At 59.4% G+C, this 26,490-nt stretch carries 29 protein-coding genes and 4 tRNA genes; 14 read left to right on the top strand and 19 right to left on the bottom strand.

What is annotated here, in order from left to right; translation table 11 throughout:
* The 8 genes from BR24_RS10510 to BR24_RS10475 all read right to left on the bottom strand — a co-directional run bounded on the left by BR24_RS10510 (position 1) and on the right by BR24_RS10475 (position 7,840).
* The gene (locus BR24_RS10510; protein WP_496541438.1) at positions 1–657 is read right to left on the bottom strand and encodes an amino acid ABC transporter permease; all 657 of its coding nucleotides are present in this window, start codon (positions 655–657) and stop codon (positions 1–3) included.
* A gap of 83 nt (positions 658–740) precedes the next feature.
* Complete coding sequence (locus tag BR24_RS10505; RefSeq protein WP_496541437.1) at positions 741–1,526, bottom strand: ABC transporter substrate-binding protein; 786 nt, start codon at positions 1,524–1,526, stop codon at positions 741–743.
* A 305-nt stretch (positions 1,527–1,831) separates the two neighbouring features.
* Positions 1,832–3,040: a LuxR C-terminal-related transcriptional regulator gene (locus BR24_RS10500; protein ID WP_496541436.1), complete on the bottom strand. Its 1,209-nt coding sequence runs from the start codon at positions 3,038–3,040 to the stop codon at positions 1,832–1,834.
* 11 nt (positions 3,041–3,051) lie between these two features.
* Entirely contained in the window at positions 3,052–3,837 is a 786-nt protein-coding gene (locus BR24_RS10495) for an ABC transporter permease (RefSeq protein WP_496541435.1), read from the bottom strand.
* Entirely contained in the window at positions 3,834–4,712 is an 879-nt protein-coding gene (locus BR24_RS10490) for an ABC transporter permease (RefSeq protein WP_496541434.1), read from the bottom strand. The genes BR24_RS10495 and BR24_RS10490 overlap by 4 nt, the downstream gene beginning before the upstream one ends.
* Positions 4,699–5,871, bottom strand: coding sequence for an ABC transporter substrate-binding protein (locus tag BR24_RS10485; protein WP_496541433.1), 1,173 nt, complete (start codon positions 5,869–5,871; stop codon positions 4,699–4,701). The genes BR24_RS10490 and BR24_RS10485 overlap by 14 nt, the downstream gene beginning before the upstream one ends.
* Before the next feature lie 65 nt (positions 5,872–5,936).
* The gene (locus BR24_RS10480; protein ID WP_496541432.1) at positions 5,937–6,872 is read right to left on the bottom strand and encodes an ABC transporter ATP-binding protein; all 936 of its coding nucleotides are present in this window, start codon (positions 6,870–6,872) and stop codon (positions 5,937–5,939) included.
* On the bottom strand, positions 6,848–7,840 hold the full coding sequence (locus BR24_RS10475) for a phosphotransferase family protein (protein ID WP_496541431.1): 993 nt from the start codon (positions 7,838–7,840) through the stop codon (positions 6,848–6,850). The genes BR24_RS10480 and BR24_RS10475 overlap by 25 nt, the downstream gene beginning before the upstream one ends.
* 50 nt (positions 7,841–7,890) lie before the next feature.
* On the opposite strand from BR24_RS10475, the gene BR24_RS10470 reads away from it, so the two are divergent.
* A complete protein-coding gene (locus BR24_RS10470) occupies positions 7,891–8,100 on the top strand; it encodes a ferredoxin (protein ID WP_496541430.1) in 210 nt (69 codons plus the stop codon).
* On the opposite strand, the gene BR24_RS10465 is transcribed toward BR24_RS10470, so the two are convergent.
* On the bottom strand, positions 8,097–8,666 hold the full coding sequence (locus tag BR24_RS10465) for a type I restriction enzyme HsdR N-terminal domain-containing protein (RefSeq protein WP_496541429.1): 570 nt from the start codon (positions 8,664–8,666) through the stop codon (positions 8,097–8,099). The genes BR24_RS10470 and BR24_RS10465 overlap by 4 nt on opposite strands.
* A gap of 140 nt (positions 8,667–8,806) precedes the next feature.
* Here BR24_RS10465 and BR24_RS10460 point away from each other — a divergent pair, with 140 nt between their 5' ends.
* From BR24_RS10460 to BR24_RS10445, 4 genes are all read left to right on the top strand, one after another.
* Positions 8,807–9,478, top strand: a complete 672-nt coding sequence (locus BR24_RS10460) for a FadR/GntR family transcriptional regulator (protein WP_496541428.1) — start codon at positions 8,807–8,809, stop codon at positions 9,476–9,478.
* A 13-nt stretch (positions 9,479–9,491) separates the two neighbouring features.
* On the top strand, positions 9,492–10,289 hold the full coding sequence (locus BR24_RS10455; RefSeq protein WP_496541427.1) for a sulfite exporter TauE/SafE family protein: 798 nt from the start codon (positions 9,492–9,494) through the stop codon (positions 10,287–10,289).
* A 15-nt stretch (positions 10,290–10,304) separates the two neighbouring features.
* Positions 10,305–11,324, top strand: a complete 1,020-nt coding sequence (locus tag BR24_RS10450; protein ID WP_496541426.1) for an alpha-hydroxy-acid oxidizing protein — start codon at positions 10,305–10,307, stop codon at positions 11,322–11,324.
* Positions 11,325–11,373: 49 nt separating this feature from the next.
* Positions 11,374–11,460 (top strand) — tRNA-Leu (locus BR24_RS10445).
* A 22-nt stretch (positions 11,461–11,482) separates the two neighbouring features.
* Here the strand turns inward: BR24_RS10445 and BR24_RS10440 are convergent.
* Positions 11,483–11,740 (bottom strand): hypothetical protein, encoded by a 258-nt coding sequence (locus BR24_RS10440; protein ID WP_496541425.1) that lies wholly within the window; start codon positions 11,738–11,740, stop codon positions 11,483–11,485.
* A 147-nt stretch (positions 11,741–11,887) separates the two neighbouring features.
* Here BR24_RS10440 and BR24_RS10435 point away from each other — a divergent pair, with 147 nt between their 5' ends.
* Positions 11,888–13,465, top strand: a complete 1,578-nt coding sequence (locus BR24_RS10435) for an alkaline phosphatase (RefSeq protein WP_496541424.1) — start codon at positions 11,888–11,890, stop codon at positions 13,463–13,465.
* A 51-nt stretch (positions 13,466–13,516) separates the two neighbouring features.
* The gene (locus BR24_RS10430; protein ID WP_496541423.1) at positions 13,517–14,677 is read left to right on the top strand and encodes a YibE/F family protein; all 1,161 of its coding nucleotides are present in this window, start codon (positions 13,517–13,519) and stop codon (positions 14,675–14,677) included.
* 83 nt (positions 14,678–14,760) lie between these two features.
* Here the strand turns inward: BR24_RS10430 and BR24_RS10425 are convergent, their stop codons facing one another.
* The 4 genes from BR24_RS10425 to BR24_RS10410 form a co-directional block, all read right to left on the bottom strand.
* Positions 14,761–15,198: an amphi-Trp domain-containing protein gene (locus tag BR24_RS10425; RefSeq protein ID WP_496541422.1), complete on the bottom strand. Its 438-nt coding sequence runs from the start codon at positions 15,196–15,198 to the stop codon at positions 14,761–14,763.
* A gap of 32 nt (positions 15,199–15,230) precedes the next feature.
* Entirely contained in the window at positions 15,231–16,430 is a 1,200-nt protein-coding gene (locus BR24_RS10420) for a GAK system CofD-like protein (protein WP_496541421.1), read from the bottom strand.
* A 178-nt stretch (positions 16,431–16,608) separates the two neighbouring features.
* Positions 16,609–17,934: a diguanylate cyclase domain-containing protein gene (locus BR24_RS10415; RefSeq protein ID WP_496541420.1), complete on the bottom strand. Its 1,326-nt coding sequence runs from the start codon at positions 17,932–17,934 to the stop codon at positions 16,609–16,611.
* A complete protein-coding gene (locus tag BR24_RS10410; protein WP_496541419.1) occupies positions 17,927–18,634 on the bottom strand; it encodes a 2-phosphosulfolactate phosphatase in 708 nt (235 codons plus the stop codon). The genes BR24_RS10415 and BR24_RS10410 overlap by 8 nt, the downstream gene beginning before the upstream one ends.
* Positions 18,635–18,776: 142 nt before the next feature.
* On the opposite strand from BR24_RS10410, the gene BR24_RS10405 reads away from it, so the two are divergent.
* Positions 18,777–19,736 (top strand): UDP-glucuronic acid decarboxylase family protein, encoded by a 960-nt coding sequence (locus BR24_RS10405; protein ID WP_496541418.1) that lies wholly within the window; start codon positions 18,777–18,779, stop codon positions 19,734–19,736.
* 41 nt (positions 19,737–19,777) lie between these two features.
* Here BR24_RS10405 and BR24_RS10400 read toward each other — a convergent pair whose 3' ends face one another.
* Positions 19,778–20,773, bottom strand: coding sequence for a glycosyltransferase (locus BR24_RS10400; protein WP_496541417.1), 996 nt, complete (start codon positions 20,771–20,773; stop codon positions 19,778–19,780).
* Positions 20,770–21,876, bottom strand: a complete 1,107-nt coding sequence (locus BR24_RS10395) for a glycosyltransferase family 4 protein (protein ID WP_496541416.1) — start codon at positions 21,874–21,876, stop codon at positions 20,770–20,772. Before BR24_RS10395 ends, BR24_RS10400 begins: the two co-directional genes overlap by 4 nt.
* A 109-nt stretch (positions 21,877–21,985) precedes the next feature.
* On the opposite strand from BR24_RS10395, the gene BR24_RS10390 reads away from it, so the two are divergent.
* Both BR24_RS10390 and BR24_RS10385 read left to right on the top strand, forming a co-directional pair.
* Positions 21,986–22,903 (top strand): DUF1848 domain-containing protein, encoded by a 918-nt coding sequence (locus BR24_RS10390; protein WP_496541415.1) that lies wholly within the window; start codon positions 21,986–21,988, stop codon positions 22,901–22,903.
* Between the two features lie 10 nt (positions 22,904–22,913).
* The gene (locus BR24_RS10385; protein ID WP_496541414.1) at positions 22,914–23,513 is read left to right on the top strand and encodes a phosphatase PAP2 family protein; all 600 of its coding nucleotides are present in this window, start codon (positions 22,914–22,916) and stop codon (positions 23,511–23,513) included.
* Positions 23,514–23,550: 37 nt separating this feature from the next.
* On the opposite strand, the gene BR24_RS10380 is transcribed toward BR24_RS10385, so the two are convergent.
* From BR24_RS10380 to BR24_RS10370, 3 genes are read right to left on the bottom strand one after another with little or no spacing between them, the layout of a single operon-like run.
* Entirely contained in the window at positions 23,551–24,267 is a 717-nt protein-coding gene (locus BR24_RS10380) for a TVP38/TMEM64 family protein (RefSeq protein ID WP_496541413.1), read from the bottom strand.
* The gene (locus tag BR24_RS10375; RefSeq protein WP_496541412.1) at positions 24,267–24,512 is read right to left on the bottom strand and encodes a lipid A biosynthesis domain-containing protein; all 246 of its coding nucleotides are present in this window, start codon (positions 24,510–24,512) and stop codon (positions 24,267–24,269) included. The genes BR24_RS10380 and BR24_RS10375 overlap by 1 nt, the downstream gene beginning before the upstream one ends.
* A 1-nt stretch (position 24,513) precedes the next feature.
* Positions 24,514–25,239 (bottom strand): glycosyltransferase family 2 protein, encoded by a 726-nt coding sequence (locus BR24_RS10370; RefSeq protein WP_496541411.1) that lies wholly within the window; start codon positions 25,237–25,239, stop codon positions 24,514–24,516.
* Between the two features lie 90 nt (positions 25,240–25,329).
* On the opposite strand from BR24_RS10370, the gene BR24_RS10365 reads away from it, so the two are divergent.
* From BR24_RS10365 to BR24_RS10350, 4 genes are all read left to right on the top strand, one after another.
* A tRNA-Met gene (locus BR24_RS10365) sits at positions 25,330–25,406 on the top strand.
* 95 nt (positions 25,407–25,501) lie between these two features.
* A tRNA-Met gene (locus BR24_RS10360) sits at positions 25,502–25,578 on the top strand.
* Positions 25,579–25,642: 64 nt separating this feature from the next.
* Positions 25,643–25,719: transfer RNA gene (locus BR24_RS10355), tRNA-Met, on the top strand.
* A gap of 86 nt (positions 25,720–25,805) precedes the next feature.
* Complete coding sequence (locus tag BR24_RS10350; RefSeq protein ID WP_496541410.1) at positions 25,806–26,432, top strand: Vat family streptogramin A O-acetyltransferase; 627 nt, start codon at positions 25,806–25,808, stop codon at positions 26,430–26,432.
* Positions 26,433–26,490 lie beyond the last annotated feature (58 nt).

Genomic DNA, 26,490 nt, shown 5'->3' with positions numbered 1-26,490 from the left:
CTAAGCGTTGCTCACATCCAGCTTGGCTTCCATGCGACTGAAGAGCCAGCTGAAGATGGCGGTGTAGAAAAGATAAAACAGCGCCGCGATGAACAGCATTTCCATCATCATGAAGTTGGACGAAGCCAGCTGCTGGGACTTGAGCAACAGCTCGTTGATGGTGATGGTACTGGCCAACGAGGAGTCCTTCAGCGCGATGATGAACTGGTTGCCCAAGGACGGAATGGCGCGCTTGAAGGCCTGCGGCAGCACGATGCGGATCATGGCCTTCGAGTACGGCATCCCGAGGCTGCGGGCCGCCTCCATCTGACCGTTGGAGACGGATACTATCGCGCCGCGGAATATTTCCGCGATATAGGCCCCGTTGTGAATACCGAGCGCCAGCACCGCCGAGGTTATGGCGCTGAGGCCCGCGAGACTGCGGAGACCGAAGTAGATGAACAGCAGCTGCAGCAGAAGCGGGGTTCCGCGAATCAGGTAGATGTAGGCCCGCGCGGGAAGATTGAGCATCCGCTTTTCGGAGATGCGCAGAAACGATGTCCCGAGTCCAAGTCCCAGCCCCAGAAGAATGCCCAGCGTGGTGACCTTCAGGGTCATCCATGCCGCCGGCAGGAAATAGGGCAGGTACTTCGGGAGCACGGTGATGTCGAAGTACATGGTTGTTGTCCGTATGTATCAGGTAGTGTGAGTCGGGTGCGGCCGCAGCCGCACCCGCGCATGTCGTCGTAAAGAGGTCGGGGCTACTTGGTGGTGATGTCGGTATTGAGCCACTTGCGGCTGAAGTGCGTCAGGGTGCCGTCCTCATGCATTTCAGCGAGAACTTCGTTAACCTTCTTCAGCAGTGTGTCGTCTTCCTTCTTGAACGCCACGGCGATGTCTTCGCTGCGCAGCGGTGCGCCGAGCAGTGCAATGTCGAACTTGCCGGAGTTCATGGCGTTCACGCCCACCACGCGGTCCGTGATGACGGCATTGACAACGCCGCTGGCCAGCTCGGTCAGAGTCTGAGTATCGTCCTTGTACAGCTTCACCTCACCGGCACCGAGCTTCTCTGCGTCATCGGCGAAGGTGGTGCCGGTCACGACGCCAACGATCTTGCCCTTGATGTCTTCCGGAGATTCGAACGGAGCACCCTTCTTAACGATCAGCTGTGCGCCGGAGTAGTAATAGGGATCGGAAAAATTCACGACCTTCTGGCGCTCGGGGGTAACCGCCATACTACCGAGAATGCCGTCGTAGGCGCCAGAGCGCAGCCCTTCGATAATGCCGCTCCATTCGGTGGTCACGGGATTAAGCTCCACGCCCATGCGCTTGGCCACTTCCTTGGCCACGTCCACATCGAATCCGACAAGTTGATTTTCGGTGTTGTAGAAGTTGAACGGAGGATAACCGCCACTCATGGCGAAGCTCACCTCGCCCGCCTTTTCGACGCGGCTCAGGGAATCAACTTTTTCTTCGGAACAGCCAACAAGAGAGAGAACAAAGAGAGAGGCCAGCACAGCGGCCAGAAAGCGAAGACTAAACTTCATAACAACTCCGGATTATTTAAGGGGTTTTGCCCTCCACCTTTGAATGGTCTCAAAACCTGAAATCAAGTCCTGACCAGCGGTGAACAACACAGCCCCTTGGGAAAGAAGCATGGAAAGTCCGTTCGTATGAAAGATGCATTCAAAACATCTTTCGAAACATCAAATTCTGCATTACGGGCGTTTTTTCATTGCCTATTTCTGCAGAACGGACCCTACGCCCGATGCGTAAATAAAAGAGCAGCATTTGCCGCACATAACAAGGGGGTACCAGGGGGATACGTCGGGTACTCGGGTATACCCGAAGACTACATCAGGGAGGGCTTGTGGCGAAGGTACCCGGAAAGGGTCGTGCGGCTTCCGCGAAGGCCGAGCTTGCGGCGAATATTCTTGCGATGCGTCTGGACCGTCTCGAAAGACATGTTAAGCAACTCAGCTATTTCCTTACCACTTTTTCCAATCTGCACAAGTTGGCAGACTTCCATTTCACGTGGGGACAACCGCAACAGCTCGGCATCAAGTTCGCCAGTACTGTCGCCTGTCATGTCCACGAGTTGCTCTTCGATAACGGATCTATAGCCTTCGCGTATTTCAGGAGCCTTTTCACGGGCTATCCGTTCAAGAGCGGGCAGCACCTGCTTTTTCACCTGACTGGTGATCTGGTCGCGCAGTTCCTGCCGTTCTTCTTCCACGCTGCGAATCACCTGCCGCAGGGCTATGCCCATCTTTTCAATCTCCGCTTCCTTGTCACGCAGGTCCTCTCGCAGTTCCATCTGCTTGGAGAGGTCGTGCAGGATGAGCTGGTAGAGACTGTAATCGGAAAACTGAACTTTACGCAGGATGGCTTCGGCCGGGAAGCTGTCCCCGGTGCCGTCCACCCCGGCGAGCTTTTCCGTCCAGACCTGACGAGCCCTGACATTCTTCATGGCCTGCCTGAGGTGCGAACGGTAGCGGTTGCCAACCAGGTCCAGACAGTCAAGCCCTGTCAGACTGCGCTCCGCCCCGCCGTGCTGATCCGCTGCTGCGGCGTTGGCGGCGAGGATAACCCCCTGCTCGTCAATGAGAAAGGTGGCGTCCTTGGCGGTTTCGAACAGGGCGTTGAAAAGCGTGATGGAGTCGGACCAGGCTGAAATGTTGTCCTCAAGCCTTTCCTCATAACTCTCGTAAAGCGTTTCCATGGGCCGGTTGTCCGTGGCGATGACGATATACCCGTCGCCCCGTTCCCGCCCCAGACTGATGATCCGAAGCACGAAGCTCCTGCCGTCGCAGCAGGAAATTTCATGGATGGTCTGCGGAGGGAAGCGCTCGAGCACCTCTCTGAGAGAGGTTGCCTTGAGTGCCAGCGCTTCCCAGAAGGGAATACCCGACTTACCCGAACGCGGAAGATAGTCCAGCCTCTCTCCCTCCACCCAGGTGACCATCCCCGACGCGTCGGTGAACAACACAAGGTCGTTCCACGCCTGAACAACGTCGGCGGTGTCGGAAAGAGGGGTGATGGTAAAGGTATCTTCAGTCATGGGTTTCCCGTTCAATACATTCCGCGTCCACGATATACCCGGGCCGTCAGGTATTCAACAGCGAAAAACAGGGATATCGGCACCGCAAGAAACAGCAGCGTCAAAGCCGATCCCACGCTGCGGTCGGATGAGTTGAGAAACGGAAAGAGATACCCGGTATACGAGTCCACGGCTCCACCGCCTATCAGGAAGACCAGAAAATATTCGGAAAACGCCACCAGAAAGACGATGGACGCTCCGGCCACGACGGCGGGAATCAAAAGCGGCAGCTCCACCTTCAGGAAAATCCGCAGCGGGGATGCTCCGAGGTTTGCCGCGCACTGCTCGTATTCGGGACCGACGGCCTGATACCCGGCGACCAGCGCCCTGAGCATGTAGGGATAGCTGAAGAGCGTGAGCACAAGCACCACGCCGGGGAACGTGTCGGCCAGCCCGGCATGGATGAACATGACATGCACCCCCATGGAGAACGTCATGGACGGCACCAGCGCCGGAGCCAGCAAGAGCCCTTCCAGAAAGCGCTTCCCCGTAAACCGGCAACGCGCGAAGTGATGCGCGGGCATGATGCATAGGATCAGAGAGAGCAAAACGGTGCAGAAGGAGTAGGCCATGGATGAAAGCAGCTTGGAGCCTATGTCCGAGGCGTGGTTCGCGAGATAGACGAGCCCCCTGTAGGACAGCTCCTCCGGGACCAATTGCGGCCACGTCCAGCCCGGTGCCACCGTATAGACCGCCAGTACGGCCAGCGGAAAGAGCGCGAAAAACGCTATGAACAGAAACACCAGCCGATTCGTCACAGCTTGCGCTCCCTCGACTTCATGGATGCCGCGACCCGCGTGTAAAGCCAGATGAAGCCAAGCGAGAACAGGAACATGCAGGTAAGAATCGCCATGGCTGTCGGCCGGTCCGAGAGTTCACGCCTGAAGTACAGGTTGTAGGCCTCGATGGACAACATGCCCGGCGAACTCTCTCCGAGCAGAAAAGGGATGTCGAAGGCCCCGAAGGAGTAGAGAAAGAGAATGATGAAGGCCGTATGCAGGGTGCGGGCCATGTGTGGCACCACGACTCGGGTGAAGATGCGCCACTCTCCGGCCCCGAGCATGCGCGCCGTCTGGACCTGTTGCGGATTCATCCGCTTGAGCACGGCGTAGGCAAGAAGGATCGTGAAGGGAATCTCCTTGTAGATGTAGGCCAGTATCATCCCGAAGCTGTTGCCGGAGAACAGCACCGAAGGGAACTCGGAGACCGTCTCGACAACTCCGAGGTGGTATCCGATGGAGCTGATGACACCCGACCGGCTCCAGAAGACAAGCACGATGAAGGCTACCGCTATGTGTGGCAGAATGAGCGGCACCTTATAGATCACGGCGGCCCGCTCCAGCCGTTCCGGCAGCCGCCATATCAGGTAGGCGACCACCGCCCCAACGGCAACCGATATCACCGCTGAGGTCAGCGCCACGAAAAAGGACTGCCACGCGGACGCGAGATAGTGCGGCTCCAACAGATTCAGGTAGGCATCGAAGGCGCCGCCATCGTAAGGAAATGGCAACAGAAAGCCGAAGGACTGGGCTGCGGCGAGCACCAGTCCTCCGGCAAAAAGCACCGCCAGCGGCAGGAGCAGCGGCGAAAGCTTCAGGAGCGTCCGCCCGGCCCCGGCGCTAGCGCAGGACATTCTCCTCCCAGCCCTTCTCCAACGCCTCGACGTATTCAGCCGCCACTTCGGGTACTTCGGCATTGGTCAGCGCTTCGGCGCCGAGGGTCGCGTCTCCCAGATCCACTCCACTAAAAGCGGCCCGCTGTCCCTGGCCCAATCGGCTCACGTCGATGCCGGGAAAGTCTCCCCAGTTTTCCGGACGGAGTTTGGACAGCTGCGCCTCGGGACTCATCAGGAAGTTTGCAACCACCATGGCGCCGGCCTTGTTCGAGGCGTTGAAAGGAATCGCGTTGAAGTGAAGATTGAAGATCGCCCCTTCCTTCATGACGAACGTCTTCACCGATTCGGGATACAGCCCTTCCATGATCTTGTTCTGTGCATGCATCGGATGGTAGCTCATGTTGATATCCACTTCACCGCGGGCAAAGAGGGTATCCAGCGCGGCAACGTCCTTGGGGTAGCTCTGTCCTTCCTGCCACAGGTAGGGTTCAAGACGGTTCAGATACTCCCAGAGCTTTGGGGCGTTGCGTTCGAAAAGCTCCTTGTCCCAGCCTTTCAGGTACTGATCCACCCCACCCGTAACCGCATAGAACGCCTGACGGATGAAGGCGGAGCCGGTGAAGTCCGGCGGCTGAGGATAGGTGAACCTTCCGGGATGTTCCCTGACCCACTGCTCAAGCTCGGCGAAACCGGCGGGGTGGTCAACGCCGCGTGCGGGATCATATTCGAAGACGAACTGGGCCTTTCCGTACGGTGTTTCATACCCGTCCACCGGAAAGCCGAAATCGTACGCGGCCAGTTCCTTGTCGACATACTGCCTGTAGTTGGGCAGCTTTTCCGCATAGGGTCCGAAGAGCGCGTCGGCTTCCCTGCAGGCCTTGAAATTCTCGCCGTTTATCCAGAGCAGGTCGATGGTCCCCCTATCCCTGCCGGCGGCCTTCTCCGTCAGCAGTTTATTGACGAACACCGAGGCATCCATGGGCACGCGTACCAACGTGATGCCGTAGCGTTCGCGGACCTCGCCCGCAACGTAGGTATCCACCCATTCGTTGATCTGGGCCGACCCTCCCCACATGTAAAACCGGACGGTACTGCCCTCCGCGGCTTTCCGGGCGGCTGCAAAGTCCTTCTCCAGCCAGTCCTCGTCCGCGATATCGGGTCCTCCGCACCCCGTCATGAATACCAGTAAGGCGGCAAACACCGCCGAGACAAGACGCCTTGCCATCAACTCCCCCCGTTATTTCATTCGATTATTTCGATTGCCACCCTGTCTCCGCGACGCAGGGCGGAATTGGTACCGTAGACGGTTATAACAGTATCGCCGACCTCCACAAGATATTTCGTGAAGTGCCCGGCGAAATCCGCGCCAAGCACGCGTCCCGCGCCGTCCCCGCGAGGTGTCAGTCGCAGCGACTCCGGACGCACGGCCCTGCGCCGGGCTCCCTTGCAGCCCATCAGCGCCAGCACTCCGCTTTCCAACACGTTGAGCGGACCGAGAAACCGCGCCGCCTCCTCGTGAACCGGGTTGAAATACACATCACGGGCCTCCCCGAACTGCACCAGCCGCCCGTCCATGACCAGTCCGATACGGTCTGACATGACGAAGGCCTCTTCAAGATCATGAGTGACACTCAACGTGGTCACCCCGAAATTTCGCTGCGTTTCACGTATGAACTCGGCGGTCTGGAGCTTGAGGTTCCGATCGAGATTGGCGAAGGGCTCGTCGAGCAGGAGCATCATGGGATTCACCACCAGCCCTCTTGCGATGGCAACGCGCTGCCGCTGTCCGCCGGAGAGATGCTCAGGATAGGCGTCGGCCTTGGGCACGAGGTCGAAGTAGTCCAAGACCTCCATGACCCTGCGCCGGACCTCGCCTCCCGAGAGTCGCCTGGCCCGAAGACCGAACGCCACGTTCTCGAAGACGCTCATGGACGGAAAGAGCACATAGTCCTGAAAGACCATTATCACCGGGTTGTCCCGGGAGGGCTCGTTCTGGAAGACCACTCTGCCGGACGTGGGCCGCTCCAGTTCCGCAATCAGCTTGAGCAGCGTGGTCTTGCCAGCGCCGCTCGGCCCGATGATCGAAACCATCTCCCCCTTTTCCATGCTGAAACTGACATTCTCCAGCACCGGAGCGGATTCGTAGGTCTTTGTCAGCTCTTCGACGCCAAAAAACATTCCATTTCATCCAGATAGCGTTGAATTCGCCCGAAAGTGAATTCGTTTCTGAGCTGTCTTCCCGGGCGGGTGTATTCGTACCAGGCCATGAAACACCAGCTCATGGCGCGCAACAGGATCGTCCGTTCCATGACGTCCGCCCCGCGAAGGCAGTCGTTCAAGGGCAGGTCCAGCCCGGCACAATCCCTGTACGCGCTCACAAAGGCGCGCTTGCCCTCGTCATCAAAACGAAAGTCCGTCTTCCAGAGCGTCGTGGTGGGCACGAGGAAATGGCCGAGATCCTGAAAGCGGCTGGAAATCACGCCCTTCTCCCAATCCACGAGTTTGACGCGCTGCCCCGCCCCTTCGCCCTCGCGGTCCACTATGAAGTTTCCCGAGTTCACCTCGGTGTTGACCACGCAGAAAGGGTCCGAGGCAAACAGGTCAGCCGAAGCCTCGGCCAGTTCCAGCACCGTATCGCGGTATCGCAGGATCATGTCACGTTCGCGTGCTCTGGGATGATCCGGGAAGCGGTGGACCAGCTCCAGACTCTCCGCGGCGATGTCCCGTACGGGGTCTGCCTGCACCACCAGCCCCTCAGGAACCGGAACCGCATGCACCGCCGAAAAGACCTCTGCGGCTCCCCGCCAGTCCCGCTCGTATTCCAGCGGGCCACCCGGCAGGTATTCCATGAGCAATACGCCGTGTGGGAACGCCTCCGACCCAACCGGGTCCACCTGAAGCGGTTTCGGCGTCACGCCCGAGGGCTCCACCGCAGAAAGCACCCGGAACTCGTAGCCGATCTGGTCTTCAAGTCCGAGCTGCGAGCCGTGATTGATGCGAAAGACGTACAGGCCGCCGTCCGCCGCCCGCACGAGATGGTTTTCATTGTATTCGCCTGCGGCGAGGAACGTCACGGCTTGCGGCCCGGCCACTTTCAGCCAGCCGCAGGATTGAAGATAGTTGTATATCTGAAGGTTTCTGCTCATTTTATCATCCGAATCATTGCCAACGTCGCCCGCGCGCTTATTATCGACACATGACCGACAGCAAGAAACACGACATCGGCCTGGACCTCGGAGCATGCAACGGCTGCTACGGATGCGTTGACCTCAACCCCGAAATATTCGGGTGGGACGACGATTCCGAGCGACCGTTCCTCATCAGGCAGGAGGCCACCCGCGAAGAGATCGCGGAGGCGGCAGCCTGCTGCCCCGGAGACTGCATCTTCCTCGAAGACGAGAGCTAGTCCCCGTTTTTTTTGGGGGCCGGGCAGGACTCGCTGCAGCAGCTCCCGAAGAGGAATCCGTTGTATGTATGGAATATGCGGGTCTGACGCTCCCGCTGCTCCTCGGTCAGCGCGGCGCGTTCCGCACCGGCGGCCATTTTCTTCAGTTCATCCCATGAAGGCACCGCCTGCATGCCCCCTGCAATGCAGTCGCCCGTCTTCACGTCCATGAGGGAGGCGTCCATGGTGTCCGTAACCAGCGCGTTGGGAGCCGGCAGGTCGCCGATGAGCCGAGCCGCGCAGACGGTCTCACGCTCATAGCTGCCGATGTCCCCGGAACAGAAAATAATGACGAAGATCGGGTTGTCGTCTTCGTCGTACACCACCAGATCGATGGGCCGGTCATACCTCTCGCCGTCTATGACATACTCGAGATTGACCTTGGCCTTGAGCCGGTCCTTTGGGTACCCCTTCTCCTCCACCAAAAGTTTGGCGAGCGCCTGACGAAATTCCTCGTAGGTGGTCTCCTCGATCTCTTCGCCCGTCAGGTAATCCCTGAGCGTGCCGCCCAGACTGGTTTCATGCATGACATCCTCCCATGGCAAGTATCCTGCGCTATATCACCTTTTTTTCCACTCTACGCAACCATGGCCCATGAAAAAAGGGGTTGCGACCCGTTTCGTCCTGCAGTATTGGTACGGCCAAACTCTAAATTGGTTGGACCAATATGCCGAACTTTCCTCAATATGAACTCATCGCCGAACGGATACTCGAACTCATCCGCGACAAGGAGTTCGCGCCCGGAGACAAGCTGCCTCCAGAGCGCGCTCTGGCGGAACGCTTCAGGGTATCCCGCAACTGCATCCGGGAGGCGCTGCGTTCGCTGACCGAATCGGGCATCATCCGAAGCCGGCGCGGCGACGGGACCTACTTCGAGGGCCCGGACACCTCCAAAGCCTCCGAGCACATCGGCAAGGCGGTGAGCCGCCACAAGCAGCGCATTGCCGAGATATTCGAACTGCGCCACATGCTGGAGCCCCAGATTGCCGGACTCGCCGCGAGACGCATCGGGCTCGACGACCTGCAAAAGCTCAAGGCTCTGGTCTGCGATCAGCATCGGGCCGTACTCGCGGAAGAAGACGAGTCCGGCATCGACGACCAGTTCCACCGCATCCTTGCGGAAGCCGTAGGCAACCGCGCCGTGCTGGAAGTATTGGACGCCGTCCACGAGCTGCTGTGCGACACCAGAAGCGCGCCGCTTCGGGATCGGGAGCGTGGCCTTGCGTCGGTGCAGGGTCACCACGCCATCATCGAGGCACTGGAGCAGGGCGACTCGGATGCCGCTCGCAAGGCAATGGAAAACCATCTTTCCAGAATTGAACAGACCGTCATGAAATAACCGGAGACCCGAAATGCTCACCGTCTTCATCACCTACATGCTCATGGGCGCGCTGGCCGGAGTGCTCGCCGGACTGCTCGGAATCGGCGGAGGTCTCGTAATCGTCCCCATCCTCTACTTCTGCTTCACGGCGCAGGGCGTGCCGCACGACGTCATGATGCATCTGGCGCTTGGCACCTCGCTCGCCACCATCATTTTCACATCCATCTCCAGCTTCATGGCGCACAACCGTCGCGGCGCAGTGCTCTGGAACGTCTTCAAGACCATCACGCCCGGAATCCTGACCGGCACCTTTCTGGGCTCGGTCATCGCGACCTCTCTGCCCACGGAATTTCTCAAGGGCTTTTTCGGTATTTTCCTGTACTATGTGTCCTTCCAGATGCTCACGGGCAAGAAGCCCAAGCCCGGAAGAACCATCCCCGGCACGGTCGGGATGTTCGGCGCGGGCAACGGTATAGGAATCTTTTCCGCGCTGGTGGGCATCGGCGGCGGGACGCTCTCGGTTCCATTCCTCACCTGGTGCAACGTCAAAATTCATCAGGCCATCGGAACCGCGGCGGCGATCGGACTGCCTATCGCCATTGCCGGGTCGGCGGGCTTCCTTGTCCGCGGTCTCGGGAACCCGGACCTTCCGGAGTTTTCGGCGGGATACATTTATCTCCCCGCCCTGCTCGGCATCGTCAGCATGAGCATTTTCACCGCTCCGCTCGGAGCAAAGCTGGCGCACAGTCTGCCGGTTGACAAACTCAAGAAGATTTTCGCTCTGCTGCTCTTTCTCGTGGGCAGCAAGATGCTCTGGAGTCTTTTCTAAAACAAGGAGACAGCCATGAAGGAAATTCGCGACAAGGCACGTGAACTGATGAAAGGATACTGCCGCGTCTGCAAGGTGTGCGACGGAAAGGCCTGCGCGGGCGAAGTCCCCGGAATGGGCGGCCTCGGCACCGGCTCGTCGTTCATGAACAACGTGACGGCCCTGAGGCAGGTCCGCCTGAACATGCGCCTGATTCACGACGCAGTCGAACCCGACACCGGCACATCCCTGCTGGGACTGAACCTCGACATGCCCGTCATGGCCGCGCCCATCGGCGGCGTGTCTTTCAACATGGGCGGTGAAGTCGAGGAAAACGAATACACCGACGCCATCGTGGGCGGCTGCCGCAGCAAGGGCATCATCGGCTGCACCGGCGACGGCGTCCCTCCGTTCATCCACGAATGCGGTAACGAGTCCATTCGCGCCAATGGCGGGCACGGCATCCCGTTTGTCAAACCGTGGGACGGCGGCGAGCTGCACGAAAAACTCGAAAAGGCCCACGTCACGGGCTGTCCGGCCATCGGCATGGACATCGACGCCGCCGGGCTGATCACACTTCGCAAGATGGGCCGTCCGGTCTCCCCCAAGACCGCCGACGAAATCCACACCATCGTGGACACCGTGCACGACTGGGGCCTCAAATTCATCCTCAAGGGCGTGATGACTCCTGACGAGGCGCTTCAGGCCGCGGACCTCGGCGCAGACGCCATCGTCATCTCCAACCACGGCGGTCGGGTGCTGGACCACTGTCCCGGCACCGCCGAGGTGCTCCCCGACATCGCCGCACAGGTCAAGGGACGCGTGACCGTACTCGCCGACGGCGGCGTGCGCGACGGGGTGGACGTCCTCAAACTGATCGCCCTCGGCGCAGACGGCGTCATGGTCGGCCGGCCCTTCTCCGTGGCAGCCCTTGGCGGCCTTCAGGAAGGGGTGGAAACCTTCGCCGAGGCTCTCAAGGCCCAGCTCATGCAGGCCATGGTGCTCACCGGTTGCGCCACCATCGCGGATGCAGGGCCGAAAATCCTTTACGGATAAAAAAATGCTTGCATAAGAGACGGTGAACAGATAAACACTTCTCTCGCCTGCCGAAGTGGTGGAATTGGTAGACACGCATGATTCAGGTTCATGTGGGAGCAATCCCGTGGAAGTTCGAGTCTTCTCTTCGGCACCATAAAAAGAACAAAGGTTGCGGCTCAGGCCGCAACCTTTTCTTTTTGCTTTATTTCCGCATAGCCGGATATCACCGCATCCCCCTCTTCTCCTGAACGCCGAGCCTTTACGGAGCGCAATAGTCCGCTCATCACAATGGGCACAGTTCTCCGCTGAACACACTCCCGCGGCAACAACGCGTCATGCTCAAAACAATCATTCTGACATGAATCATCGCCAACTCGGAAGCGGGAGCGCTCTTGAATCGGCAATTCTATCCTCAGAAAATCCAAGATAGTCATTTTTTGATAAAAAACTTGACCTTTTCTTTATACACCCCCTACAAGGCTGTAACAGAAATGTAACAAAACTGTTCCCGCCCTTCCGGACAGTCATGCGCAAATCGCGACTGAGGCTCCATGCCTGTTAATATAAATCGAGGAGATTGCATGAAGATTTGTCTGAAACGGAAAACATTGGTTGGCTCGATTCTTCTTTCGGCCATCATGGTGCTGATGTCCAGCATCGCTCTTGCCGCCACACCGAAGTACATTTTCTACTTCATCGGCGACGGAATGGGGCCGGCCCAACGCCAGTGCGCAGAATACTTCCACAAACTCGAGGTCAACGACCCCGAAGCGGAGCTGATCATGAACCGGCTTCCGGTGTCCGCAGTGGTCACCACCCACTCCGACAACACGTTGATCACCGATTCGGCCGCAGGTGGAACCGCGCTTGCCGCAGGGTTCAAGACCACCAACGGCGTTGTCTCCAAGCTGCCCGACGGCACTGACACCAAGACCATCGCGGAAGCCGCCCACGACGCAGGTTACGCCGTGGGACTTGCGACTACCACGCGCATCACGCACGCCACCCCGGCCGCATTCTCGGCCCATGACATGGATCGCGGCAACGAAAACGGTATCGCTGAAGACCAGGCAGGATGCGGCTTCGAATACCTCGCCGGGGGCGGGTATCGCCACTTCGTCGGCAAGGACAACGCCGACGGGCTCAAGTCCAAACGCAAAGATGATCGTGACCTGATCGCCGAATTCAAGAGCAACGGATACACGACCTTCGTGGGAGAAAGCGCTCGTGACGCATTCCGCGGCTTCTCCCCGAACAAGGGCGACAAGGTCATGGCCCCGTTGGCATACAGCCATCTGGGAATGGAGATCGACCGCCGCAACGCCGCATCGAACAAAAACGCCATGCCCTCGCTCGCGGAGCTGACCTCCAAGGGCATTGAGGTGCTTCAGGCTCAGGAAAAGCCGTTTTTCATGATGGTCGAGGGCGGACGCATCGACCACGCGGCTCACTGTAACGACCCCGTCGGCACCATTTACGACACGCTGGCGCTGGATAACGCCATTGCCAAGGCATACGAGTTCTACGAAGCGCATCCCGAGGAAACGCTCATCGTCATCGCCGCCGACCACGAAACCGGCGGGATGGCCATGGGCATAAGCCTTGATTCCAAGGGCTACTTCCTGAAGCTGGACGAACTGCTCAAGGTCAAGGCGTCCGTTGAAGACGTACTCTGGAGCAAGTACCCGGAGTTGGTTGAAAAACACGACAACGTGGACGAACGGCACAAGGCCTACCTCGCCTTCGTGGCCGAAAATTACGGTCTGACCGACCTGAACCCGCGCGAACAGGGCATTCTTCAAAACGCCATGAGCGTGGAAGACAACAACCAGAAGCTGGCTTCCGACAAGCGCACCACTTACGGCTACTCCTACACGCCGACCATGATCGCGGTTGCGCATCTGATTTCCGAACGCGCCCGCATCAGCTGGACCTCCTACGTCCACACCGCGTCGGTCATCGCCCTGTCCGCCGTCGGCGCCGAAGCACAGCGGTTCACGGGTTTCAAGGACAACACCGACCTGCCTCGGATCATGGCCCGGGCCATAGGCGTGGAACTGTCCGGCATGGACCGCACCCGTTCCAGAGCCCTGCTCGGAAAGACCCTGCCGCCCAACGCCAAGTATTCGAAGATTCCTTACGGGACCACCGTCAACTAGCACAGTCCGGGGAACGGCCTCAGGCCGTCCCCCTCTTTATTCGGAGAGGAAATGCCGAACCTGCGAACGCTCCTGCTGACGCTCGCCATGACCATTCTTGCACCGTGTGCCAGCCTTGCGTCACACCCCGACTCGACCAGTGCGCCAGAAAACGTTCACGAGTTGAGCGGCGTTGTCGTTTCCGTGGACAACGATGGCATCGTCCGATCAGGCGCCGGCACCCTCGGCCTCCAAAGGGCGGACGTGCTCATTGACGAAGGCCAGTGGAAAGGGACCCGGGTCACCGCCTCCAACCACCTCAACGGCCAGTTGGACATGGACGAGATATACCGAGCCGGAGACCGCATCCTGCTGGCCGTACAGGTTCAAGGGGAGCGCATAACCGGAGCCCGAACCATCAACACCTACCGGCAGAACTGGGAACTGACATTGTTCGCGGTTTTCGCCGTCGCCCTTGTCCTTTATGCGAGGTTCATCGGCATCAAAGCGCTTTGCTCTTTCGTCGCCGCCCTTGGTGCGCTCTGGTATTTCTACATCCCGAATCTATTGGACGGCCTTCCCGCACTGCCATTGAGCCTTGCGATGCTCGTGCTGCTCTCGCTTGTAATCATCTTCACGGTGACCGGTTTCACGAGACACGGCGCGGCCGCGTTCCTCGGAACTGTCTGTGGCTTGGGCGCAACGCTGGGGCTGACGCTGTTCTTCGGTGACAAGCTGAACCTTGCAGGCATGACCACTCCGTTCTCCACCACCCTGCTTGTACAGGGAGCGTACCACCTGAACTTCCTGCACATCTTTTACGCCGCCGTACTGCTTGGCGCTTCCGGCGCCGCCATGGATATTGCCGTGGACATCAGCGCCTCCATGAACGAGATCAAGTGCAAAAAGCCCGAGATCGGCACGGCAGAACTCATCGGCTCCGGCTTCACCATCGGCAGGCAGGTTATAGGCACCATGGCCACCACCCTGCTTCTGGCCTACTCCGGCGGCTACCTCACCATGTTGATGGTCTTCGTGTCACAGGGAACCAGTGCCTCGCGCATAGTGAACATGAAACTGGTGGCTGCTGAAATCTTTCGGGTACTCATCGGCAGCATCGGCCTGCTCCTGGTCGCCCCGGCCACCGCCGTTATAGCCGGTCTGCTCCTGCGACCCCAAAAACACCGAAACGATGTGCCGACCGACAAACAGTGCAACAGGTCAACACCGTAAAACCCAAGCCCACACGAAACAGGGCTCCGATCCACGGATCGGAGCCCTGTTTCTGTTTGAACAAGTGTCAACTTCCGTGACTATCAGCCCTTTCCGGTGCCTCGCGATGCAGGGGAGGTCTTGGCAGGCGGGGTCTTCCTGCTCTTGGCAGGCGCCTTGGCCTCCTGTTTTATCGCGGGGGGCGTCTCATCGGTGGGCCTGACCTCACCGTCTCCGGGGACCTCGGCCGGGACTTTTTCAGAGGCGCGCTCATCCTCTCCCGCCTTTTCTTCGGAAGTGATGGAAAGGTCTGCCCCCTGATCCTCGGACCATGACAGCTCCAGCGAGAATTTGCGCTTGTGCTTCTTCACCTTGGCCTCAACCTCGACCTCCAAGCGCTCCGAAGGCTTCAGAACCAGTTGGTCGTCATCCCGCTGAACAACGAGACTGCCGGACTTGAGGCTGTCCAGCATGTCTTCCAGATAGGTCACGGCCTCATCCCGAGAGATAACCTGTTTGAACTTTACCTTGTTCTTTTCCATAAAGGGCCCTCCTTCTGTCTTTCGGGGGGGTGTCAGGTGAGGGAGAGGAGCACTTCACAAAGACGGCGTCCGTCTATGAGCGGTGCGCTTTCGTCACTCACCAGCTCACAGTCCACGACCTTCGCCCCGAGCTTCTCCACCTCTGTTGCGTCAAAAGGGGTCCTGTAATCCCCGCGACGGGTATCCACGATCACCAGGTCCGGTATGGCCTGTCCGTTTACTCCGTCGGCGCGGACATATTCGCCAAGGTTCTTCACCTGATCCGCCACGCTCATGCCGAGGGCTTCCGGATCGTGTCCCGTGTTGGGCACAAAGACCTTGGGACACGGATTGGCCGCAATGGCCCTTCCAACGCCGCGCGGCAACAGGTTCGCCACAACGCTCGTATAAAAACTGCCGACTGGATAACATATCAGTTCGGCTTCGGACAAAGCATCCAGCACACTCTTGTCCGCGACGGCTTCGGTAAGCCCTTCGCTGTTCAGGGACTCCGTGAGCCAAAGAGACTCCACAGGCTCCTCCAGCGGCCCAGTCTCCTTGCCGGTAAGCAGATGCTGTCCCACGACCACCCTGCCGCCGCGAAGTCGCGCCGCAAGGTGCAGGTCCCGGTTTACAACGGGAGTCACGGTCCCGCAGACCTGTACGAGTCTGGAAAAAAGATACACCACCGGATCCATTTGTCGCCGGTTCGCAAGGTACCCGGCAGCCAGTATGAGGTTCCCGACGCTTGCTCCCCGAAGGTCGAAGTCCTCGGGGATACTTTCCATGAAATCCTTAAAATGATTCAGGATGATCTTGCGCATCGGGTCCGGGATGGTGCGCACGTACCGGTGTCGCCCGGAAGCCATATCGTCCAGTTCGGCCTCGAGGTCCGCGTTGTCCTCTTCAGCGGACAGCCTGTAAGTGAAAAGACGGTAGATTTCTGGATTGCCGTGCACGGTCTGATCCGAGAGCGCCATGAGGCGATTGCGGATATCCCCGACCGCAGGCATCCCGAAGGCCTCTCGCAACACGGCAGAACTGCCACCAGAGTCGAAAGGCGTAATGATGTGAACTGAGTTGTGGGTATAGCGTATGAGTTCGCGCGATGCATCGCGCAACGCGGTCCCGCCACTGAAGAACAGTATCCTCGGGCCCACCTCGGGCGCGCGCCTGTACCGCTCCACCTTGAGGTGGTCCGGAATGGCGACCTCGCGCGAAATGCTCACCCGTCTGGATTGGGACTCACTCATGTACAGACTCTCCGGTCATCAACGCTTCCATGCGCTTTAACAGCGCACGCTCAAGTTGTCTTCTCATTCGGGGAGCATAACACAAGATCGGCCGCAACGCATAGGCAGAGCGGTTCCGTCACGAAGCCGCGTCAGCCTTGTCGGCCGGGGAGGGAGCCTAAGGCCGGTCGGAAAGGAGTCAGATATCCCCGTAGAAGCCATACGGACATTCCCCTCGGCGTTTGCAGCCGTACATGGCTTCATCGGCCTTGCCCAGAAGGGTCGCGGGGTCATCTCCGTCATCGGGATAGACGCTGATCCCGACAGTGGCACCGACGCGATACTCTCTGCCCGCAATGACGTAGGGACGCGAGACTATCTCGATAAGCCCGGCGGCAACGTCACCGGCATGGGCCGGATCCTCAAGACGCTCCAGCAGGATGCCGAACTCGTCGCCGCCGATGCGGGCCAGCGTGTCCGCGGCGCGAATACGCTTCTGAATGCGCTCCGCCACGAGCCGCAGGACCACATCGCCGGTCTGGTGACCGTTGCTGTCGTTGATGCTCTTGAAGTCGTCAAGGTCCACAAACAGCACCGCAAGGCGCGTATTGTAGCGCTTTGCCGAGCTTATGGCGTGTTCCAGCCTGTCGAAAAACACATGCCGGTTCGGGATGCGGGTGAGACTGTCCATCGTGGCCAGAACCTGCAGGGCCTTCTCTTCCTTTTTCCTTGCGGTCACATCTTCGACAACGCCGACGATGGTCTCGGTGCCGTCTTCATCCCGCACCAGGCGTGAGCTCTCGGAACACCAGATTATTTCACCGTTGCGGCGCATGGCCTGAAATTCGTAGTTCGTGACCACGCCGTCGCGCCGGATGTTCTCCAGATAGAGCCTGCGCTGCTGCCGATCCACCATGATGCTGGCTGCGCGATCCTCAACACTGAGCAGTTCCTCGAGCGACTCGTAGCCCAGCAGCTTGATCAGCGCAGGGTTCGCTTCGAGAAAGCGTCCCTCCACCGTGGAGCGGAAGATGCCCTCCACGGCGCGTTCGAAGATGGAACGGTACTTCTCTTCTGCGCGACGCAGCTTCTCCTCGGTGCGCCGGTGCTCCTCGATTTCCTTTTCCAGCAGCTTCTTCTGCCGGTGCAGTTCGAGGAAGATGTTCACCTTGCTCTTGAGCGCCTGCACGTCCACAGGCCGGAACAGGTAGTCGACGGCGCCGGAGGCGTATCCCTGATTGACGTTCTCCTGATCCTGAAAAATGGCGGTTATGAAAATGATGGGAACATGGCGGGCGCGGTCTATCTCCTTGATTGCCAGCGCGGTCTCGTACCCGTCCATCTGCGGCATCTGTATGTCGAGCAGGATGAGAGCAAAGTCGTTCTTCTTGACCAGCTCGATTGCCTCAATGCCGTCAGCTGCCTGCACGACCTTGCACTCCTCCATCGCCAGCAGGTGATCGAGCAGGACGCGGTTGGTTTCGGAGTCATCGACCACCAGCACTTTCATGATACCATCAGGCATCCCCCACCTCCGCTGCGTCCACGCGCGACAGCCGCACGGCGTCATCCTCTTCGGGTTCGGCGCGCAAGACGAATTCATAGCTGTCCAGAGCGGTGCAGAGTTCGAAATCCCTTTCAGGGGCGTGCGTCATCTCGGGATCAAAGAATTTGGCCGCGGCAGGAATGGTGGAGAGGTATTTTTTCAGCGCGTCGAAGCTGTTGGGATATCCTTCCACCTCGTTCTTGATGTACATGGCGCACATGGTGTCTTCCATACTGCGCTCCCGCCCGGCGGTTCCCAGGGCCACAAGGGTGGCCTGCTCGTGCCCGGAGGCTTCGATGTAACGGGCCACGGCCCCGGCGTTGACAAAAGAGCCGGTGATGATCTCGGCAGCGCCCGAGGCTGCCAGAAGCCCCTGCGTTCCCGCGCTGGTGGTGTGTACGATTCCGCGCCCCCCGAAGTCCGTATTCTCTATTTCGGCAGGAGAGTTGCCGAAGTCGAATCCGGGAAGCATCACGGCATCGCGTTCGCCGATGAGCAGGGCCTCCTTTTCTCCGGCCAGACGCCGGGCGGTATCTTCCGACCCTGCGGCGAGGTACTCGCCGGCACCGTTATCCACAACCATGCAGGCCACGGAAAACGCACGGAACACATCGATGACCACCGTCAGCCCCTGAGCGGCTCTGGCCCCTTCAAGACCTTCCAATATCTCAATTTTCATCTGCAACAACTCCCGAAAGGTAATGCTGGCTAACGCGTCCCGCCAATCGGACATTACTCCGGGGAAACCACGAGCGCAAGGCCTAGCTCCACATTTCAACAGTTCTTCCCGGCAGTTGACGGCTCGCGGATGGTCAGGTTACATGCTAGTGATGAAAGAAAAAACCGTTCTCGTCACCGGCGGCGCCGGATTCCTTGGATCGCACCTGTGCGAACGTCTGCTTGAACAGGGTAACGAAGTGCTCTGCGTGGACAACTACTTCACCGGGCGAAAGCAAAACATCCTGCACCTTCTGGACTCCCCTCACTTCGAGATTCTGCGCCACGACGTGACCTTTCCGCTCTACGTCGAGGTGGACGAGATATACAACCTCGCCTGTCCCGCATCGCCGGTCCACTATCAGTTCGATCCGGTGCAGACCACCAAGACCTCGGTCCACGGCGCCATCAACATGCTGGGACTTGCCAAGCGGATCAAGGCCAAGATTCTTCAGGCGTCCACCTCCGAAGTCTACGGCGACCCGGAGATGCATCCGCAGCGCGAGGAATACTGGGGCAACGTCAACCCCATCGGTCCGCGCTCGTGCTACGATGAAGGCAAACGCTGCGCCGAGACGCTTTTCTTCGATTACCACCGTCAGCACGGGCTGGAAATCAAGGTCGCGAGGATTTTCAACACCTACGGCCCGCGCATGGCGCTGGACGACGGCCGCGTGGTGTCCAACTTCATACTGCAGGCCCTTCGTGGCGAGCCCATCACCATCTACGGGAAAGGCCGCCAGACGCGCAGCTTCTGCTATGTTGATGATCTGGTGGAAGGCATGCTCCGGCTGATGAACGACACGCCCGCCGACTTCACCGGTCCCATGAACCTCGGCAACCCCGGCGAGTTCACCATCATGGAGCTGGCGGAGACGATCTTGGAACTGACCGGCTCCAAGTCTGAGATTATCCACCATCCCCTTCCGGAAAACGACCCCATGCAGCGCAAACCGGACATTTCTCTCGCCCAAAGCGCCATCGGCTGGGAACCCACCGTACCGCTGCGCGACGGTCTGAAAAAGACCATCGACTACTTCAAGGCCCTTACGGCTGACGCCTAGAGAGACTGCGATGACGCCGGGGGATTCCCGGCGTTTTCGCGTCAGGGGGTCAGGCTTTCAAGCGCTTCCCAGAACTGCTGCCCCACCACGCCGTGATCAAAACGCGATGTTACCGTCTCACGAGCCGCCTGACGCATGGCTCCGTGGAGTTCCCTGTCGGCGGCCAGTCGCATGACGGACTCGCTCCACTCTTCGGGATCGGACACGAGAAAACCGTTGACGCCGTGCTCGACGATCTCCGTGTTGACGCCGTGGGCGGAAGCCACGGGCACGGCGCCGCAGGCCATGTAACGCAAGATTCTGGAACCGCAGCGGCTCAGGGAAAACTCGTCGCTTTCCAGCGGCACAAGCCCCACGTCCATTGACTGAAGCTGCCGCACTTCCTGACGCGGCGACCATTTGGACCAGAAGACGTAATCCTCGCCGCAACCGTGATACTGCGCATCCGAGACCACGGAGAACTGGAGTATGCCCGCATGGCGATGGAGGTGCTCCATACAGCCCTCGAAAAGCGCCATGTTGACGCGACTTCCCATCCAGCCCACCTGAAAACAGTCGGACTCTGCGCTACGGGAGCCGAGAGCAAAAACCGAGGTGTCCAGTCCGGTGGAGACAAGCCGCACGTTTGCGGAATACTCCGAGGCCCCTGCCGCGAGCCTGTCATTGCCCGCCACGCAGAGGTCGGCCGCTCCGGCCTGCGCCGCAAAGCGACGGCCGAGGGTGGCCGCTTTTCCAGCGTGTCGGCCGGAACCGTCCCCCGGCAGCGTCCACACGGCTTCATCAAAATCGAAGACCAGGGCACCGCAACGACGCTTTATCAGCCGAAGCTCCCAAGGCGAGAGCAGGTGCTGCTGAACAACGCAGATGTCCGCCTCAGGCATTGTCGCCATCCTCGGCATTCGCAGCGCCGCGCTGAAGGAGAGGCCCATCCGATGTACGTCATGACCTCTGGCCGAGCCGCGCTCGGCAAACGGACGCGCCCGGAACCGGACGGCCGGAAGTCTTTCATCCGCCGGGGTGAGAAACAGTATCTTCATGTCTGACGTGGCTTTTTCCTGATCATCTCCTCAACGATGTCCATGTATGGCTCCATGCCGCACTCGACATCGTCGGGCCACCGAAAACCGTCCGTCCTCGGTTCAGCGGCGGCCTTCAAAACCATCTCGGCCAAGCCATGCTCGTCTCCCGGGTCTTCCATAACCATGTCTCCGGGCAGAAAGACCGAACTCCCGTTGCTGCTCGAAGAGATGACGCGGCAGCCACAGGCGAGCGCTTCGACCACGGCGTTGGAGCACGCGTCGTAGAAGGTCGGAAGGACAAAGATATCCGAAACACGGTACAGCGCAGGCATGTCCTCCACCTTGCCGAGGAACTCCACCCTGTCCGCCACGCCAAGCTCTTCCGCGAGCTTCACATACTTCTCGGGATTGCGCCCGCCAGCCACCTTGAGCCTGAAATTACCGGGAAGCAACGGCATCACGCGCACCAAGGTGCGCACTCCCTTGAGCGCGAAATTGGTTCCCGCCGTGGAGATGACCATCTCATCCGGAGCAATACCGGCTTCACGACGGAGTTCCGCCCTCTCGTCTTCCGCCACAGGGCTGAACCGCCCAAGATCGGGCTTGTTGTAGATGACCTTGATGCGTTCGGGGTCAAGCTGCGGAAAGGACCGACACATCCAGCCCTTCACGAGATCGGAAACGCAGATGATGAGCGGGTCGCTTTCCAGCCGCTTGCGTTCGAGCCACTGGATAATGCGGTTGGCAGGCGAAATCCTTCGACGCAGGCTCTTCATGAAACGCTGAGGTCCGGCAGGCCAAGCGTTGATGGAGAGGTCCCAGAAATTTCGCTGAGGGCCGCCCCCCACGCGGATGATGTCGTGGCCAAGGCTCTTGCCCAGCCCAAAACTCAGGTCGTAGCCGCCACGTTTCCTCGCGGCTTCGGCCTTCAGGGCAAAATGCAACACCTTGAACCACTTGAACGGCCCGAACCGACCAAGTACAACAGGGCGCACGCCTTCGGGCGGCTCGGTCTCACATCTGGCGCATATGAAATCGACGTCATACCCTTTTTCGACAAGAGCCCCGGAAAACCTCCAGGCAAAGCTCTCGGCGCCGCCGTAGCGGCTCAGACGGGGCATGACGACGGCAATTCTTGCAGTTTTGTCAGTCACGGAGGAAGATTGACAGGCATCGCTGGAGACCGCAAGATTTTTTGCGGCAAACCGACACGAACGGGAGAACTTCACCTTGATCATCAGCGCCAGTCGCCGGACAGACATCCCGGCCCTGTATCCGGAGTGGTTCATGAACAGGGTCCGGGCCGGATTCTGCACAGTGCCCCGTCCGAGGGACCGCAAAACCCATGACACCGTGTCCCTGCGCCCGGCAGATGTGGACGCGCTGGTTTTCTGGACACGCAACCCGGCCCCGCTGCTTCCGTATCTGGCTGAACTTGAGAGGCTCGGGCTGGGCAATTCCGTATTTCTGTTCACCCTGTTGGATTACCCCGAAACCATGGAACCGGGACTTCCCCCGCAAGAGGAGCGCATCCGCACCTTTCATGAGCTCGCGGCCCGTCTCGGACCGGAACGCGTCATCTGGCGGTACGATCCTGTCGTCATCTCCCGGACCTTTGACATGGAGCGCCACCTCAACAGCTTCGCGATGCTTTCAGACAGACTGGACGGTGCAACAAAACGCTGCATCATCAGCGTTGCCGAGGACTACCCCGGCAACCGCAGCAGGCTTGCACGGCTCGATCCACATGGCCTCGCGCCGAACTTTAATGCCCCGGACCTGCCCGAGATAATGAAAGGATTCGCAGACACGGCCTCACGGCACGGCATGGAGATTTCCTGCTGCTCCCAGCCGGAGGCGATCACCGTACTGGGCATCGACAACGCCCCGTGCATCGACGGCGAGCGCATCAACCACCTTTTCAAGACCTCGGTTCCATGCAATAAGGACGGCGGTCAGAGGCCGAGGTGCCGTTGCACCCGCTCAAAGGACATCGGCGCCTACGACACCTGCACTCACGGGTGCCTCTACTGCTACGCCAACGCGGACTTCGGCCGCTCCGCCGAAAACCACCGCAGGCACGACCCCGAAGCCACCAGCCTGACGGGCTCACCACAGGCACAGCTGCCGCTTCTGCAATATACCTGACGGAGTCCCCATGTTCTTTCAGACCCCGCAATTCGACCTGACCCTGCAAAGACTCATCAACGTCCAGTGGCGTAACGAGTTCCTTGACCTGCTCATGCCCGTCGTTTCGGACATGAAGACGCTCATATTCATTCTGATACCGATTATCGCGCTGCTCGTGTATCGACGCGGACCAAGGCAGCTCGTGCTTTTCCTCGTACTCGTCGCTGGGCTTGGGATGGCCGACTTCACGACAAACTTCGTCAAGGACGGCGTGGGACGAGTGCGTCCGCTCAACGCCATCGCTGGGACCCACTTCGTGGAGGACGGCGAATGGCAGCAGCGGGGGCCGGATTTCGTGCAGACCAAGGAGCACGGCTCCTCATACCCTTCCGCACACGCGGCCAACACCATGTGTCTGGCAATTCTGGTCGGCCTGCTCTGGCCAGCCGCGCGCCGGTGGATGTTCGTGGTGCCCCTCGTGGTGGGCTACTCAAGAGTATACCTGGGAAAGCACTATCCGCTGGACGTGCTCATGGGATGGCTCTTCGGCGTTGTGGTCGCGCTGACCGTTTGGCTTATATGGAGCAGACTCGTGAATCCGGCCGTGCTCCGCCGGTCGAAAGGGTGACTCACGACCAGCCCTGATCCCGGCGGCGCTCCGCTCACTACTCCGCTGAAAGTTCGTCCTCAAGCAGGGCTTCGGCCCTGTAGCGGCGGTACATCACCACACCGAGCCAGCCGGAAATCATGAGCAGCACGACGCTTACGCTCACAGCTATCACCACGCCCTGAGTGGACTCCGCGTTCATTCCAGCTCCGAAAAGAGCGAACACGAAGTTCTGCGGAATGTAGCCGAGAGAAGACCCCAGCACGAACGGCAACAGCGGGATACTGCTCACGCCCGCCGCGAGGTTCGTCAACAGGTTGCTCCCCAGCGGGAAGAGGCGAATCGCCAGCGCCATGAGAAACGGCTGACCGCTGAGAAACGCATCGAGCCTCCCCAGACGGTGGCCAAACTTGCGGGCGACGAAGTCGCGGCCCGAGAATCGGCCGTAAAGGGAGGCCAGCGCGCAGCCGAGGCCGCAACCGAGGGTGGTCAACAGGGTTCCGCCGACCGCACCGAAGGCGAAACCGCCGAGAAAGCCGAAAAGCTGCCTCGGAAGCCCCAGCGCGGTAAGACAGGCCGTGATGCCCATGAAGATGAGACAGGACATGGGGCCGGAGCCCAGCACGTGGGAGTCGAACCACGCGGTATCCCGCAGCAGGCCTTCCAGCCCGGAGCTCCTCGCCATCCAAACGCCCGCGCCGAAGATGCAGAGCATGATCACGCCCTTGACGGCCGATCGTATGCCGCTTCTCTCCGCGCGGTCTGGACCTTTCATCACTGTTTTCTCCATATCCGGAACACTGTCGCAGCCAGAAAGAACTGGGCGGTAATAAACACAGGGTCGCGCTGCACCGCTCCGTAGGCAAGGCCGGACAGAAGCGACGCCGCGAGGACCGTCAGCAGCCACGGGCCGCCTTGTAGCGTTTTTTCGCCCGGCAGCAAAGCCCCGGAGAGCAGGAAAAATGCGGACTGCCCGAGAATCGCAGGCAGCAGAAGCCACCAGTACGCGGGCAGGACCATGCTATCTGCGTTCCCGTATGGAGTATTCGAGGTTGCGGCTCATGAGCCAGCGCACGCCGATCAGATCGTAAATGCCCTGAACGCCCCGTTCCCAGTTGCTGTACTTGGAAACACCGGTGACTCTCGGACGGTGGTTGACCTTGACCTCGGAAATGCGCGCGCCCTGCAGACGCATGAGCGCGGGCAGAAAACGGTGCATGTTCCGGAAGCGCGGGAGCTTGAGAAGCAGCTCGCGCCGCATGACCTTGAGGGAACAGCCCGTGTCGCGAACGCCGTCGGCAGTGAACGCGTCCCGGACCTTGTTGGCGAGCTTGGAGGCGATGCGCTTGGAGAGCGTATCCTTGCGGTTCGCCCGCCACCCCACCACCATGTCAAATCCGCGGCAGAATTCGTCCAGCATTGCCGGGATGTCTGCCGGGTCGTTCTGGCCGTCCGCGTCCATGGTGATGACCACTGGCGTCTCGGCGGCGTCGAACCCGGCACAAAAAGCCGCGGACTGGCCGCGGTTCTCCATGAATGTCACGTAGCGTGCGGTTTCGGGGTTTTCGTCGGCTATTTTCTTTATGACGTCGAGGCTGCCGTCGGAGCTGCAGTCGTCCACGAACAGGGCCTGCCATTTCTTCCCGGTGCTTTCCGCGGCGTTTCGAATCTCACGGAAGAGCGCGTCGAGATTGTCCTGCTCATTGAAAACCGGCAGGACCACGGTGAAGGAGTCGTTGTTTTGCATAGCCGAAAAGAAATACGGAATTTGGAGAAAGTTGTAAATAGAGGCTTGACAGTCGGCAGCAGAAAGCCTAGTTACCTCTTCGCAACGTGACGCGGGGTGGAGCAGTACGGTAGCTCGTCGGGCTCATAACCCGAAGGTCGTCAGTTCAAATCTGGCCCCCGCTACCATAGCATTAACGGAGACCCGTTCTCGAGCGGGTTTCTTTTTTCCCTAAAAACGGGAAGCGCCGACGCTGAATCGGCAGACAGACATCAAGAAATGACGCGGGGTGGAGCAGTACGGTAGCTCGTCGGGCTCATAACCCGAAGGTCGCAGGTTCAAATCCTGTCCCCGCTACCATCGATCATTAAACCGGAAGGCCGAACGGTCGCACCTCCGGATTCAGCAAAAATTTCCATGGTGACGCGGGGTGGAGCAGTACGGTAGCTCGTCGGGCTCATAACCCGAAGGTCGTCAGTTCAAATCTGGCCCCCGCTACCACATTTCCGTAAAGAGGCATTCGATGAAAAACGAATGCCTCTTTCTTTTGGTTTACCGCGCACCACTCCTTCCTGTATCCTCTCTCAATGAATGGACCAGCCCCCAACTCCAAGTATCCGGCAAAACGCTTTCCCCAAATAACTTTCATAAAGAATTTCAATACGAACCCGAACATAGAGATCGGGGAATACACGTACTACGACGACCCGGATGACCCTGAAAGCTTCTTCCGAAACATCCTCTACCACTTCGATTTCATCGGAGACCGACTGGAGATCGGGAAGTTCTGCGCCATCGCACGGGGAACCCATATCATAATGAACGGCGCAAACCACGCCATGGACGGGTTCTCATCCTACCCCTTCTTCATCTTCGGCGCAGGCTGGGAACACACCGCGCCGGACGAACTTCCGTATAAAGGTGACACCATCATCGGCAACGATGTCTGGATAGGCCACGACGCCACCATCATGCCGGGCGTGACCATCGGCGACGGAGCCGTAATCGCGGCCAAAGCGGTGGTCGCAAAGGACGTGGAGCCATACAGTGTGGTTGCGGGCAACCCGGCCAGAGAAGCTCGAAAACGGTTTGCCCCGGAAGTTGTCGAAGAACTGCTGAAGATTCGCTGGTGGAATTGGGACATCGAAAAAATCACCAGAAATCTCGAAGCCATAACGGGTGCAGACCTGCAGACACTCCGCGCCGCCGAGTGAATAGTAAAACGGGAAACAGGCATTTGACATCACCTTCCCGCGGCAGCATTATGTCCGT

It is taken from the genome of Pseudodesulfovibrio halophilus DSM 5663 (assembly GCF_059568665.1).
This window is presented reverse-complemented; position numbering and strand designations above follow the sequence as displayed.

Excerpts from the sequence above, each read along its gene's own strand:
- BR24_RS10510 (WP_496541438.1), bottom strand. The coding sequence starts at position 657 with ATGTACTTCGACATCACCGTGCTCCCGAAGTACCTGCCCTATTTCCTG.
- BR24_RS10505 (WP_496541437.1), bottom strand. The coding sequence starts at position 1,526 with ATGAAGTTTAGTCTTCGCTTTCTGGCCGCTGTGCTGGCCTCTCTCTTT.
- BR24_RS10500 (WP_496541436.1), bottom strand. The coding sequence starts at position 3,040 with ATGACTGAAGATACCTTTACCATCACCCCTCTTTCCGACACCGCCGAC.
- BR24_RS10490 (WP_496541434.1), bottom strand. The coding sequence starts at position 4,712 with ATGTCCTGCGCTAGCGCCGGGGCCGGGCGGACGCTCCTGAAGCTTTCG.
- BR24_RS10485 (WP_496541433.1), bottom strand. The coding sequence starts at position 5,871 with ATGACGGGGTGCGGAGGACCCGATATCGCGGACGAGGACTGGCTGGAG.
- BR24_RS10480 (WP_496541432.1), bottom strand. The coding sequence starts at position 6,872 with ATGTTTTTTGGCGTCGAAGAGCTGACAAAGACCTACGAATCCGCTCCG.
- BR24_RS10475 (WP_496541431.1), bottom strand. The coding sequence starts at position 7,840 with ATGAGCAGAAACCTTCAGATATACAACTATCTTCAATCCTGCGGCTGG.
- BR24_RS10470 (WP_496541430.1), top strand. The coding sequence starts at position 7,891 with ATGACCGACAGCAAGAAACACGACATCGGCCTGGACCTCGGAGCATGC.
- BR24_RS10465 (WP_496541429.1), bottom strand. The coding sequence starts at position 8,666 with ATGCATGAAACCAGTCTGGGCGGCACGCTCAGGGATTACCTGACGGGC.
- BR24_RS10460 (WP_496541428.1), top strand. The coding sequence starts at position 8,807 with ATGCCGAACTTTCCTCAATATGAACTCATCGCCGAACGGATACTCGAA.
- BR24_RS10455 (WP_496541427.1), top strand. The coding sequence starts at position 9,492 with ATGCTCACCGTCTTCATCACCTACATGCTCATGGGCGCGCTGGCCGGA.
- BR24_RS10450 (WP_496541426.1), top strand. The coding sequence starts at position 10,305 with ATGAAGGAAATTCGCGACAAGGCACGTGAACTGATGAAAGGATACTGC.
- BR24_RS10440 (WP_496541425.1), bottom strand. The coding sequence starts at position 11,740 with ATGACTATCTTGGATTTTCTGAGGATAGAATTGCCGATTCAAGAGCGC.
- BR24_RS10435 (WP_496541424.1), top strand. The coding sequence starts at position 11,888 with ATGAAGATTTGTCTGAAACGGAAAACATTGGTTGGCTCGATTCTTCTT.
- BR24_RS10430 (WP_496541423.1), top strand. The coding sequence starts at position 13,517 with ATGCCGAACCTGCGAACGCTCCTGCTGACGCTCGCCATGACCATTCTT.
- BR24_RS10425 (WP_496541422.1), bottom strand. The coding sequence starts at position 15,198 with ATGGAAAAGAACAAGGTAAAGTTCAAACAGGTTATCTCTCGGGATGAG.
- BR24_RS10420 (WP_496541421.1), bottom strand. The coding sequence starts at position 16,430 with ATGAGTGAGTCCCAATCCAGACGGGTGAGCATTTCGCGCGAGGTCGCC.
- BR24_RS10415 (WP_496541420.1), bottom strand. The coding sequence starts at position 17,934 with ATGCCTGATGGTATCATGAAAGTGCTGGTGGTCGATGACTCCGAAACC.
- BR24_RS10410 (WP_496541419.1), bottom strand. The coding sequence starts at position 18,634 with ATGAAAATTGAGATATTGGAAGGTCTTGAAGGGGCCAGAGCCGCTCAG.
- BR24_RS10405 (WP_496541418.1), top strand. The coding sequence starts at position 18,777 with ATGCTAGTGATGAAAGAAAAAACCGTTCTCGTCACCGGCGGCGCCGGA.
- BR24_RS10400 (WP_496541417.1), bottom strand. The coding sequence starts at position 20,773 with ATGAAGATACTGTTTCTCACCCCGGCGGATGAAAGACTTCCGGCCGTC.
- BR24_RS10395 (WP_496541416.1), bottom strand. The coding sequence starts at position 21,876 with ATGCCCCGTCTGAGCCGCTACGGCGGCGCCGAGAGCTTTGCCTGGAGG.
- BR24_RS10385 (WP_496541414.1), top strand. The coding sequence starts at position 22,914 with ATGTTCTTTCAGACCCCGCAATTCGACCTGACCCTGCAAAGACTCATC.
- BR24_RS10380 (WP_496541413.1), bottom strand. The coding sequence starts at position 24,267 with ATGAAAGGTCCAGACCGCGCGGAGAGAAGCGGCATACGATCGGCCGTC.
- BR24_RS10375 (WP_496541412.1), bottom strand. The coding sequence starts at position 24,512 with ATGGTCCTGCCCGCGTACTGGTGGCTTCTGCTGCCTGCGATTCTCGGG.
- BR24_RS10370 (WP_496541411.1), bottom strand. The coding sequence starts at position 25,239 with ATGCAAAACAACGACTCCTTCACCGTGGTCCTGCCGGTTTTCAATGAG.
- BR24_RS10350 (WP_496541410.1), top strand. The coding sequence starts at position 25,806 with ATGAATGGACCAGCCCCCAACTCCAAGTATCCGGCAAAACGCTTTCCC.